Here is a 12,295-nt window from a genome sequence, read left to right on the forward strand (position 1 = left end):
CCCCCCCTTCAAGTATGTCGAGCGCTCAGCCGAGCTGGCAGACAAACCCGAGCCGGGCCAGGGCATCGCTCGCAAACGGCCCCTTCAGCTGCAGGGCCGAGAGCTCGCGCCGCTCCGGATAATCTTTGCGCTGCTCATCGAAGCTGCCCGCCACACCGAGCCGGTTGCGAAAACGGGCGTCATCACGGCGCACGTCATAAACAAGGTGGACCAGTTGCTTGATCAATGCCTGATCCGCCGGCTGGCCCGGCGTCACCTCGCGCACCTCGGGGATGGGCAGCAGACTCTGCAGATCCTGGCGCGGCGTGCGCCCCAGTTGGCGGCAGAGCGCCTCATAGAGCATCCAGGTGCCACGGGCCTTGCCTTCCAGGCTGTAACCCGCAATGTGCGGCGTCGCCAGCTCGGTATGGGGCACCAGGGCCTGCAGCGGCTCCGGCTCCCCTTCCCACACGTCCATCACCAGCCGCAGCGGCGTCTGGCTCTGCTGGCGCGCCAGCAAGGCCTGGTTGTCCCACACCTCGCCGCGGGAGGCGTTGATGAGGATCTGCCCGGCCGGGCGGGCGGCAATCTGCGCCGCATCCAGCAGATGGAAGGTGGCATCCGGCCCTTGACGGGTGATGGGAACGTGGAAGCTGACGATGTCGGCCTCAAGGGCCTGCTGGTAATCGACAAACTGCACCGCCTCGTTGGCTTCGGCGGCGCGGGCCCGGGGCGGATCGCAGCGCAGCACCCGCATGCCAAGGGCCTCGGCCTTGCCTGCCACGCACTCGCCGGTATTGCCGGCGCCGATGACCGCGAGGCTCATCTCGCTCAAGTTGAGCTCATGGCGCTCGGCCAGCACCAGCAGGGCGGAGAGCACATAGTCGCCGACCGAATATTTGTTGCAGCCGGGGGCACTGAAGAAGGGAATGCCCCGCTCGGCCAGCAGCGCCTTGTCCACATGATCGGTACCGATGGTGGCGGTGCCGACGAAGCTCAGTCGCGGGCAGCTGGCCAAGAGGGCTGCGTCCACCCGGGTGACGGAGCGCACCAGCAGCACGTCGGCCTCTTGCAGATCCGCCGCCTGCATCTGCCTGCCGGGCAGCGGGACGACTTCGCCAAACTCGGCAAACAACTCACGGGCGTGGGGCATATTTTCATCAACGACGATCTTCATCGGGCTCTCTCACTTCGCTAGCGGCCACAAGCGCGCCATTCTAGCCCAAACAGACCGAAGTTTCAGATGCTTATTCACCCATACGCGGCCGTTGCCGCGACTTTCTGCCGGGGTGGGTGCGCTGTTGCCTCATCTGCGCCCGATGAAGCACCCTGCCCGGGCAATATCTGCTGGCCACTCCCGCCATCAGCTGGCCTTGGTCAACAATCAGACCATCACCACACTCATTTGTAACCCCGTGTTACAGGGAGCGGGGCACGACTTGACCGACCGGGTTGGGCTGGCACAATGGCGCCTCTTTTTTTCTGCCCAGGAATGGGCACCTTGCCGAGCCCCGTTATGCCGACTCACGCCTCTTCTCTGCCGCGCCGCCAGGTGCTGTGTTTCAGTGCCGCCCTGATCCTGCCGCTGCTCCTGCTGGTCTGCCTGCCCTGGCAACCGTTCATGAGCCAGGCCCTGCACTCGGACTGGCTCTGGTGGCCCTACGCCCTCACCCGCATGGTGGATGTGCCCGGCATCGGCGTCAGCATCCTGGCCCTGCTGCTGCTGACCCGACACAAGCTGACGCTGAGCCTGCCGGCGCTGCTGGCCCTCGGCGCCGCCCTGTTTGCCGTGCTGGCCGGCGACTGGCTCATCAAGAGCCTGATCAAGCACCTGACCGAGGAGCCCCGCCCCTACCTGCTCTGGCTGGAGAGCCAGAACCTGATCCCCGCCATCCAGCAGTTCTATGCCGGCAAGGTGGAGGTGCGCAGCGAACAGGTCCATGCGGCCAGCCAGCTGCTGGCGCTGCCCGAGTGGCTCGCCAGCCACTGGCAGGCGGAGGTGAACTACGCCTTCCCCTCCGGCCACAGCATCGCCGCCATGAGCCTGGCCCAGTTCTTCGGCCTGATCTGGCTGGCGCGCGCCCCCGCCGGCGCCTGGTTGCTGCCGCTGTGGGCCATAGGTGTCGGCCTGTCGCGCATGCTGATCGGCATGCACTGGCCACTGGATGTACTGGCGAGCGCCCTGCTCGGCAGCCTCACCTCGCTGTTCGCGGTGCGCTGGTGGCTGCGCCGTTACTAACATCCGCACGATACAAAAAACGGGCACCTGCGGGTGCCCGTTGTTGTTCTCTGCTCTCTGCCGTGGTGGCTCAGTTGCTGGCGCTCGCGCCCTGCCACCCCTGCGGGTACTTGTAGCCGACGAAGCGCTTGGCGGCATAGGCCTTGAAGGCGGCCGAGTTGTAGGCCTCTGCCACATCTTTGGCGAAGGGCTTGTCCGCATCGGCACTTTTTACCACCACCCAGTTGATGAAGTCGTAGCTGCGCTCAAGGAACAACCCGGAACTGAAAGGAATGCCGCTTGAGGCGGCAAAGTTGCCGTTGATGACCGAGAAGTCTACGTCTTCGCGCGAGCGGGGCAGCTGGGCCGCCTCCAGCAGCACCAGCTTGATGCCGTGGGGATTCTTCACCACGTCGAACTCGCTCGCCTTGAGCGGGTTGATCCCCTCCTTGAGGGTCAGCCAGCCCAGATCCTGCAACATAAGCAGCGCCCGCGCCTGATTGGTGGGGTCGTTCGGTATGGCCACCGTGCTCCCCTTCTGCACCGCCTTCAGATCTCCCAGCTTGCCGGCATAGAGCCCCATGGGACCGGTCGGTACCTGGGTGATGGGGGCGAGCGACAGCCCCCGATCCTTGGCAAAGCTCTCCAGATAGGGCTTGTGCTGGAAGCAGTTCACATCGAGCGAGCCGTCGGCCAGCGCGATATTGGGGGTCACATAGTCGGTGAACTCCACCAGTTTGACCTGGTAGCCCTTGGCTTCGAGCTGGGGCTTGATGGAGTCGGTCACCATGTCGGCAAAATCCCCCACCGTGGTGCCGATGACGATCGCCTGTTTGGCCGGATCGGCGGCCAGCGCGGCCAATGGCAGGGTGCCGGCCAGCAGGGCCAGGGCGGAAAGGGCAAAGAAGGAACGACGCTGCATAAAAACTCCCTGTAAACATCTCAACGGCTGGCGTGATGGCAGAGTCGTGCTTGAACCACCGCAACCATCTAGCCATCCAAACGGCTAATTAAGCACACCATAACAGAGCCGTTTCTCTTCGCCAAGCAACAAAACCGGGCAAGGTTTGCCGGATGCTTGCTAACCCCGGCTTTCAACCTTGCTGGGTACCCAAACAAGAAATATTTGATAAACCACACAGTTATTGCTTGACCCCCTCCCCAAGCCGGCCTCAAGTGACTTATTGTGGTCATTCGGTACCATTTTGCGTCAGGGTGCCAGGTTCGCTTTGTCAGGCTCAACCCACGGAATAAATACATACTGGAGGCGTCATTCAGGGGCGGTAGCGTATATTTTTTAAACTAAAGTCTAGTTTCTTTTACCCTCTAATATCTAATAGCAACGTCTATGTAATATTACAAAAAAAATAACTACTATATATTACCAATGAACAAGTTTTGATAACCTTCACGGAGTTTGACAATGAGTATCACGTACAACATTTATAGAATTAGTACATCAAATCTATCTAGATTAATTCAGGGTCTCAGTAAAACTGAACTAGTGAAACAAAAAACTAAAATAACAAATAATTTTACATCAACGTTCTATTTTTCAGAAAACCCTATAGGACATGATGTATGGTGGGCAGATGCTTATAAAGAATATTTAATTGATAATAGCTCCAAGCCAAGGAATATTTTTTACTATGCTCTTCTAATATCAGAACCAAAGTCACTAAAAGCAAAACATGCTTATTTGGTTAGCTTAGGAAAGTCACACTTCTATCTTAATAAGTTTATAGATAGAGACTTTGGGATCAATCTTGCGGTGAGAATAGCAGATGAAGAAACCATTTTATTAAAGAAGAGCACTTATTTTTCAAGTGTAAAAACCGGAGAGTTATCTTCTTATATAAGATTCATAAAAAACAATTATGACCCTGGAGAGTCAGTAGACCACCTTAAACTTAAAGCATCCAAAGTTGATATCTGGGGTGATAAGAATATTATATTTTCAGATTCGATTCAAATTAGTTCAGATATCATTCCGACAGATATAGAGGAACTACTAAATAGAATAGAGCAGCATATGTCACACAATGAGGTGATACATCTCCCAAAACTAGAGACTGTACGAGACTCACTTTTCAGAGATGAATTGGATGGCCATTTATTAACCGCAATAAGAAAAGATCAATTTGAATTTTCATTATCAGAATTTGAAGTAACTGGTTGTAATATTCGACTAGAGTCAATTAATTTTGATTATGACATATATATAAAGGATGGAAGAGGACCAGAAAATACCAGAGAAAAATTAGGTGACAGTCTAAATAAAAATGGCGTATCAGAATACATAAAGAAACTCGATGAAAATATTCCTCTATGTGATATAAAAATAAAGTCTACTTGCGACCTAATGGGGCGACGTACTAGAGCGCTAAGAGAAGTCATTGAGTTTTCGTTTCAATTACACGAAAGCCAGTACATATTGAAAAGAGGGATCTGGTATATATTCAATAATACCTTTATGCAACTTCTTAAAAAATCGCTTGAGAATATCTCATATTCATATAGAGATAACCTCTATGAAAGTGAGTATCAAAAATGGAAAAGTGATAAAGAATGTGAAATAAAAAGAAATAATTCAAACACTCTCAATAAAATTCTATATAGAGAGTTTTTCTTTAATGAGAAAATGTGTGAAAAATATAACTATGAACTTCTTGACAGAAAAACAGAAAATGTTGAATCAATGACTGTCACAGCCCGTGACTATAAAGTTGAAATTGCCGACCTATATGACAAAGATAAAAGAGAGGCTATATCAGTCAAAATATCAGATGACTCTAGCTCCCTTATTTACAATATAGTGCAATCATTAACATCTATAGAGCTTCATATAAATAACTCACTATCTAAAGATCGAAAAATAGAGACTGCATCGCTATGGTTTATTTTTACACAAAAAGTAAACAAAATCACGGAGTTCAACTCTATTCAATTTCTACTTTCTTTAGAGTCTTGGAAGAAAAGAATGAATGCGATTGGTGTAAAGCCAAACATTTACATATCACAACATATAAAATAGACTTATTGAATTATGGTTTTGCATTAGCATCTGTATTACTCAATATCGTACTAACGTCAATCAATTGACAAACCACTCTTAATATAAACAGCAAGAAAGTTAAGAAGCCAGCCTATATTGTTAAATATATAGTCAGATTAAAAACCAATAATCACTCATAAAATAAATATATTTTTCAATATTTTGTCATTCTGATCGGCCAATAGAAAAGCGTTAGTAAGATTGCCTCTTCCTAGCTACTCATTTATTGTCATAGTGACATTTCCATCACTATATTTACAATTTGAATTACTTTATTTTTGACCTGCTCCGGCCCTGCCGGTAGGTTTATGCCTTATCGACACAGTGCCGTGACTCATATTTTATACGTCACCTTGTCACTCGCGAACGACATGGAGGGTTCGCTAACTCACCAGCAGGGAGCACAACCACCCCCTATTCAAGGAGTATTCATGACCCCCAAACAACATCTGCTCGCCAAGGCCATCTTTATCCTTGCCACTCTGTTCTCCCTGGCCATGATCGCCTTCGTCGCCTGGGCCGTCGTCACGGTCAGTCCGCTCCACCCGGCTGACATGGCGCCGTCGCAGAGTCTCAGCCTTGGCCTGGCAACCGCCATCGCCCTGTTTGTGCTCGCCTTCAACTATGTGGCCTACCGCGGGCTCACCGAACAGGTGACGGCCCTCAAGGTGGTCTTCTGGTGCTTCGTCGCCCTGCAGTTGTTCGCCTTTCCGATCGGTACCGTCATCGCGCTGACCCTCATCTATCTGTGGAACCAGTCGCGCGCCTCCCTCACCCGCCCACTCGGCGCCACTGTCTCACTCTGATCCTGGAGAGTATCCATGCTGACCACCACGAACACCGGCCTGCTGGTCGTCGATATTCAGGGCAAACTGGCCCGTCTCGTCGAGGGGAGCGATGCCCTCATCGCCAATGCCGCCAGACTGGTGGCGGGGGCCCGTCTATTGGGCCTACCGGTTGTCTGGCTGGAGCAGAACCCGGACAAGCTTGGGGCCACAGTGCCCGAGCTGCAGCTGATGCAGGCAGGCGATCTGGTGCTGCCCAAGCACAGCTTCGGCGCGCTGGGGGAACCGGCGCTGGCCGACGCCCTTGCCCGCCAGGGGGTCAGCCACTGGCTGGTGTGCGGCATCGAGGCCCATATCTGCGTCTACCAGACGGTGTTGGGATTGCTGGAGGCGGGCAGCCAGGTGTCGCTGGTGGTGGATGCGGTGTCGTCGCGCAGCGCCGCCAACCGGGAGCTCGCCATCCACAAGCTGGCGGCGCACGGGGCCGAACTCACCTCGGTGGAGATGTGCCTCTACGAGCTGCTGGGCGATTGTCGCCATCCGGCGTTTCGATCCATTCTGGCGTTAATCAAATAGCCCCTACCGTCCGGCGTTTCGTACCATATTGCTGGCGCTGATCAAATAGCCTCCCCTATCGGCCAGTCCCTCCAGACCACCCGGCGCCATTGGCGCCGTGTGGCTTGCCTGCAGTGCCCCCTGTTTTCATCGCAGCGGCGCTCCCGCCAGCGCGAAGATTTCCCCCATCCTGCGCAGATCCGCCCCACCTATCTCACACCGGTAGCGGCCCGTCAGACGTTAACAAATGGTTACTAATTGATTGATATAAAAAGATAAATATCAATAGCACCAAACTGAGAAAAGTTCTCAATACAGCACAGAAAAGGATTCATAGGAACCCCCACATGGTCTGTCGATGATTTGTTGTGAGATTTCTTTGAGCCTTATCTCAGAATGAAAATGAGTTCTTTTTGACTCTGTTTTTCCCATGTATAGATGCCAGTCGCACCCAGGACGGTGCGATATAAGATGGAGTTTATTAATGAGAAAAACATCGTTAGCGTTGGCAATCTCGGCCCTGCTCTCGGCCCTGCCCATCGCTTCAGTTCAGGCGAGTGAGAGTTGCACCCCATTGACCGGCAAGGAAGTCGGCCTCGATACCGGCCGCAGCAGCGCCGAGCGCTGCCTGCCCGGCATCAACCCGCTGCAGGATCAGCAGTGGCACCTGCTCAACAGCGGCCAGAATGCCTTCAGCCCCCGCGGCGGCGTGGCAGGCAACGACCTCAACCTCTGGTGGGCACACCGTACCGGCGTGCAGGGCCAGGGCATCAACGTGGCCGTGGTGGATGACGGCCTGGCCATCGCCCACCCGGACCTGGCCGACAATGTGCGCCCCGGCTCGAAGAACGTGGTGACCGGCAGTAGCGACCCCACCCCGACCGATCCGGACAGTGCCCACGGCACCTCGGTCTCTGGCCTGATCGGGGCGGTCGACAACCGCATCGGCACCCTGGGGGTGGCCCCTCGCGTCCAGCTGCAGGGGTTCAACCTGCTGGATGAGCGCAGCAAGCAGCTGCAGAAAGACTGGCTCTATGCGCTGGGCGGCAGCCCCGCCACCGCCGACAACCGGGTCTTCAACCAGAGCTACGGCATGAGCCTGGTGGATCCGCAAAGCGCCAGCGGGCTGGATCAGGTTCAGCTCGATCGCCTGTTCGAACAGCAGACCCAGCAGGCACAGGGCGCGGCCTACATCAAGGCGGCAGGCAACGGCTTCAACCGCATCGCCGCGGGTGACTACATGTTCAGCCGCACTGGCGTCCTGCCCAAGCTGCCGTTCGAGAACAGCAACATAGACCCCTCCAACAGCAACTTCTGGAACCTGGTGGTGAGCGCCATCAACGCCGATGGAGTGCGTTCCTCCTACTCCAGCGTCGGCAGCAACGTCTTCCTGAGCGCCCCCGGCGGGGAGTACGGTACCGATGCGCCGGCCATGGTGACCACGGATCTGCCCGGCTGCGACATGGGCTACAACCGCACCGACGATCCCAGCACCAACCGGCTGCACAACAACCCGCAGCTGGATGCCACCTGCGACTACAACGGCGTGATGAACGGCACCTCGTCAGCCACCCCCAACACCTCGGGCGCCATGGCGCTGCTGATGTCCGCCTATCCGGATCTGTCGGTGCGGGATCTGCGCGATCTGCTGGCCCGCAACGCCACCCGCATCGATGCCGGCCAGCAGCCGGTCCAGGTCAGCTATACCGCCGCCAACGGCCAACCCCGCCAGGTCACCGGCCTGGAAGGGTGGGAGCGCAACGCCGCCGGCCTCTGGTACAGTCCCACCTATGGCTTTGGCCTCATCGACGTGAACAAGACCCTGACGGCCGCCGCCAACCACACCCCGCTGCCGCCGCTGGTGCAGTTGCCGGCTCAGAAGGTGACTGTGCCGCGCAGTGAAGGGAGCATCGCGGATGTGGGCAGCAGTGCCACCCGCTCCAGCACCCAGGTGGCGCAAGCCTTGACCGTGGAAGCGGTCCAGGTCACGGTGAGCCTGGATCACCAGCGCCTGCCCGACCTGCTGATCGAGTTGGTCTCCCCGTCCGGCACCCGCAGCGTGCTGCTCAACCCCAACAACAGCCTGGTGGGGCAATCCCTCGACCGGCAGCAGCTGGGTTATGTGCGCACCAAGGGGCTGCGCGACATGCGCATGCTCTCCCACAAGTTCTATGGCGAAACGGCTCAGGGCGAGTGGCGACTGGAGGTGACCGACGTCTCCAACAGCAGCCGCCAGATGACGCTGGTTGACCTCAACACCAACCGCCGCAGCACCCTGACCGAGCGCAACAACAGCCAGCCGGGTCAACTGCTCAACTGGTCCCTGCGGGTGATCGGCCACGATGCCGCCCGCTCATGATCACAAGGAGTCACAAGATGAAACACAGCTTACTCGGCCTGGCCCTGGCCGGCCTCCTGGCTTCGGCCGGCGTGCACGCCGCCGATGAATCGGTGGTGATCGACGGCAAGCAGTACCGCACCATCGAGGTGAACGGTCAGACCTACCTCACCCCGGACAACGGCAGCAAGCAGCGGGTCGCCCGCAGCGCAGACGGCAAGGCGCCCCGGCAAACCCTGCGCAGCGGCGACGTGCTGCTGCAAGGGGTAGCCAGCCCGGAGCTCACCGCCAGCGGCACCCTGTTGGTGGAAGCCGATGACAACCAGGCCAGCGCGCTGGCCAGCCGCCACGGCCTGCGCTTCAAACAGAGCAGCGGCGGCATCGCCCTGCTGGAAGCCAAGCCGGGCACCGATCTGAACGCCGTCGCCACGGCGCTCAAGCAGGAGGGGGTCAAGGTGCAGATTGAACTCGCCGGGGCCCTCAAACGGCCCAAGTAAACCGCTCCAGGCCACTGCCCGGACGTTTTGGCTTATCTTCGAGGGGGCCACCGGCCCCCTCGCGTGTTGCCAGCGTCATTGGCCATCAGGCCACCCCTTTTTCCCCATCTCCCCTGCCCTTCTCCCCTCTTGTCACTTTCAGCCCTTGGTTTGGCACCGCCTTTCGATGCGACCTTGCTCACAACTCTGCCCCCTTGCTCCCGCCGGCACATTTCTCGCTCCCCCGGGGCAAGGCGGCCATCGTCCGACTTGTTAACCTGCGGGCAGCCAAACGCCGGCCCACGGGCCCGTTCGGCCTTCCTTGCGATATCCAATGTCAGCCGCCAGCAGAGCGGCCCAGCCCGGGCGGATGCCTTGCACCCGGTATCGATATCTCCTTTTTATTTTTATTCAGACAGTTACGAGGACGTCTTATGCCTATTACCACAAAATTGAAAGCGGTTTCACTGGGTGTCAGCCTGGCGCTGGCCGGCCTGCTGGTCGGTTGCAACCAGAATGACTCGGATCCCCTGATCAAGGACGATGCCTATTACCGCGGCCAGGCCGAGGCCATGGTGGCCAAGCTGACACTGAGCGAGAAGCTGGACCTGCTCTCCGGCCCCGGTTACGGCAGTGCCAACGGCGCCATCAACGTCAAACAGGACGTGCCCGGCGTGGCGGGTTACATCAACGGCGTGCTGCGCAGCGCGGACGGCATCGACATTCCGGCCCTCAAACTGGCGGACGGGCCGGCCGGGGTGCGGATCAACGCCAACCGCGACGGTGACAGCGCCAGCTACTACGCTACCGCCTGGCCCATCGGCTCGCTGCTCGCCTCCAGCTGGGACGTCAAGCTGGTCAAGGCCATCGGCGAAGCCATGGGGGACGAGGTGCGCCAGTACGGGGTCGACATCCTGCTGGCCCCGGGCATGAACATCCAGCGCAACCCGCTCAATGGCCGCAACTTCGAGTACTACTCGGAAGACCCCCTGCTCACCGGCAAAATCGGTGCCGCCATGGTCAACGGGGTGGAAAGCAACGGGGTGGGCACTACCATCAAGCACTACTTCGGCAACAACTCCGAGACCAACCGCAACCAGATCAACGACATCGGCGAACCGAGAACCTTCCGCGAGATCTACCTGCGCGGCTTCCAGATAGCGGTGGACGAGGCCCAGCCCTGGGCGGTGATGACCTCCTACAACAAGGTCAACGGCACCTATGTCAACGAGCGCAGGGATGCGGTGACCGACCTGCTGCGCGGCGAGTGGAAGTTCGACGGCCTGGTGATGTCCGACTGGTTTGCCGGCGACGTGGCCAACAACGCCTACAAGCAGGTGCTGGCGGGACAGGATTTGATCGAGCCGGGCAACGTCAAGGAGCAGTTGCAGCAATCCATCGAGCACGGCCAGCTCGACGAGGCCAAGGTGAACGAGGCCGCCATCCACATCCTGACCCAGGTGATGAAGAGCCCCTCCTACAACCAGCTGGCCATCAGCAACAGTCCGGATCTGACCGCCCATGCCAAACTGGCCCGTCAGGCCGGCGCCGAGAGCATGGTGCTGCTGCGCAACGAGGCCGCGGCCCTGCCGCTGGCGACAAGCAGCAGCCTGGCCAGTTTTGGCATCAACCAGATCAACACCTACAAGGGCGGCACCGGCAGCGGGGATGTGAACGCCGCCAGCACCACCACCATCGCGCAGGGACTGGCGGCACGCTTCCCGGTCAACGAGGCGTTGCAGAGCTATTACCGCGATTTTTACGAGAACAACAAGGTCTATCACGAGGGGCAATTTGGCGCCAAGGGCTACTACACCTGCGCCGAGGCGCCAATCAGCGGCGATCTGGCGGCCCTCATCGCCAATGCGGCCGCCACCCAGCAAGCCGCCGTCATCAGCATCGGCCGCCAGGCCGGGGAAGGGGCGGATCGCAGCAGCGGCAAGGGGGACTATCTGCTCGGTGATGACGAACGCGCCCTCATCGATGCGGTGAGCAGCGCCTTCCACGCCAAGGGCAAGAAGGTGGTGGTGGTGCTCAACGTCAACGGCGTCATCGACACCGCCCAGTGGGGCGACAAGGTGGATGGCATCCTGCTGGCCTACATGGCTGGCCAGGAGACCGGCCACGCGGTGGCGGACGTACTCTCCGGCGCGGTCAACCCGAGCGGCAAGCTGGCCCAGAGCTTCCCGCAAAGCTACGCCAGCGTTCCCTCCGCCGGCACCTTCCCGGGCGAGGACACCGATGGGGACGGCGAACCGGACGATCTCTACTACAACGAGGGGATCTACGTGGGCTATCGCTACTACAGCACCTTCGAGCAGGCGGTCTCCTACCCGTTCGGCTTCGGTCTCTCCTACACCAGCTTCAGCTACACCAGCCCCGCCATCGCCAGCAATACCTTGGAGGGTGGCAGCGCCGGCAACCTGGTGCTGACCGCCACCATCACCAACACCGGCGCCGTGGCAGGCAAGGAGGCGGCCCAGGTCTATGTGACCGCCCCCGAGGTCAAGCTGAAGAAACCGCTCATCGAGCTCAAGGCCTTTGCCAAGACGGCGCAACTGGCACCGGGGGCCAGCGAACAGCTGAGCTTCACCATTCCGGCCAGCATCCTCGCCAGCTTCGATGAGGCCAGCAACCAGTGGATCGTGGAGCCGGGTCGCTACAGCGCCTACATCAGCCCCTCGTCGGATGTCTCCGCCAGCACGCCGATCAGCTTCACGGTGAGCAAGGAGATAGTGGTGAGCAACACCACGCCGGGGGCACTGGCACTGCCGGCCGGAGTGGATCCTGCCAGCGTCACTACCGTTACCCGCTAACAGAGGCAGGCAAGGCCGGGCACCCAGCCCGGCCATGCCTGACAGTTGCCCAGCAATGACCCGACCACGGGAC

9 protein-coding genes are annotated in these 12,295 nt (G+C 58.2%); 7 read left to right on the forward strand and 2 right to left on the reverse strand.

Annotated features, from left to right (window positions below; all coding sequences use genetic code 11):
* Window positions 1-25: 25 nt before the first annotated feature.
* Window positions 26-1,156 carry a 4-phosphoerythronate dehydrogenase gene (locus tag I6L33_RS18020; RefSeq protein ID WP_216973052.1) on the reverse strand — a complete coding sequence of 377 codons (1,131 nt, stop codon included), beginning with the start codon at window positions 1,154-1,156 and terminating at the stop codon, window positions 26-28.
* Between the two features lie 315 nt (window positions 1,157-1,471).
* On the opposite strand from I6L33_RS18020, the gene I6L33_RS18025 reads away from it, so the two are divergent.
* A complete protein-coding gene (locus tag I6L33_RS18025) occupies window positions 1,472-2,218 on the forward strand; it encodes a phosphatase PAP2 family protein (protein ID WP_254204982.1) in 747 nt (248 codons plus the stop codon).
* A 70-nt stretch (window positions 2,219-2,288) separates the two neighbouring features.
* Here the strand turns inward: I6L33_RS18025 and I6L33_RS18030 are convergent, their stop codons facing one another.
* Window positions 2,289-3,119 (reverse strand): MetQ/NlpA family ABC transporter substrate-binding protein, encoded by an 831-nt coding sequence (locus I6L33_RS18030; RefSeq protein ID WP_216973053.1) that lies wholly within the window; start codon window positions 3,117-3,119, stop codon window positions 2,289-2,291.
* 501 nt (window positions 3,120-3,620) lie between these two features.
* Here I6L33_RS18030 and I6L33_RS18035 point away from each other — a divergent pair.
* The 6 genes from I6L33_RS18035 to I6L33_RS18060 all read left to right on the forward strand — a co-directional run bounded on the left by I6L33_RS18035 (window position 3,621) and on the right by I6L33_RS18060 (window position 12,222).
* The gene (locus tag I6L33_RS18035) at window positions 3,621-5,231 is read left to right on the forward strand and encodes a DUF6119 family protein (protein WP_080631324.1); all 1,611 of its coding nucleotides are present in this window, start codon (window positions 3,621-3,623) and stop codon (window positions 5,229-5,231) included.
* A gap of 452 nt (window positions 5,232-5,683) precedes the next feature.
* A complete protein-coding gene (locus I6L33_RS18040) occupies window positions 5,684-6,058 on the forward strand; it encodes a hypothetical protein (RefSeq protein ID WP_213343612.1) in 375 nt (124 codons plus the stop codon).
* Window positions 6,059-6,073: 15 nt separating this feature from the next.
* Window positions 6,074-6,613: an isochorismatase family protein gene (locus tag I6L33_RS18045; protein WP_216973054.1), complete on the forward strand. Its 540-nt coding sequence runs from the start codon at window positions 6,074-6,076 to the stop codon at window positions 6,611-6,613.
* 463 nt (window positions 6,614-7,076) lie between these two features.
* Window positions 7,077-8,951, forward strand: a complete 1,875-nt coding sequence (locus I6L33_RS18050) for a S8 family serine peptidase (protein ID WP_216973055.1) — start codon at window positions 7,077-7,079, stop codon at window positions 8,949-8,951.
* A 17-nt stretch (window positions 8,952-8,968) separates the two neighbouring features.
* On the forward strand, window positions 8,969-9,427 hold the full coding sequence (locus tag I6L33_RS18055; RefSeq protein ID WP_017764168.1) for a hypothetical protein: 459 nt from the start codon (window positions 8,969-8,971) through the stop codon (window positions 9,425-9,427).
* Between the two features lie 413 nt (window positions 9,428-9,840).
* The gene (locus I6L33_RS18060) at window positions 9,841-12,222 is read left to right on the forward strand and encodes a glycoside hydrolase family 3 protein (RefSeq protein ID WP_216973056.1); all 2,382 of its coding nucleotides are present in this window, start codon (window positions 9,841-9,843) and stop codon (window positions 12,220-12,222) included.
* The last annotated feature ends 73 nt before the right edge of the window (window positions 12,223-12,295 follow it).

Origin of the sequence: Aeromonas sp. FDAARGOS 1403 (assembly GCF_019047325.1) — a bacterium.
Classification (GTDB): domain Bacteria; phylum Pseudomonadota; class Gammaproteobacteria; order Enterobacterales; family Aeromonadaceae; genus Aeromonas; species Aeromonas dhakensis.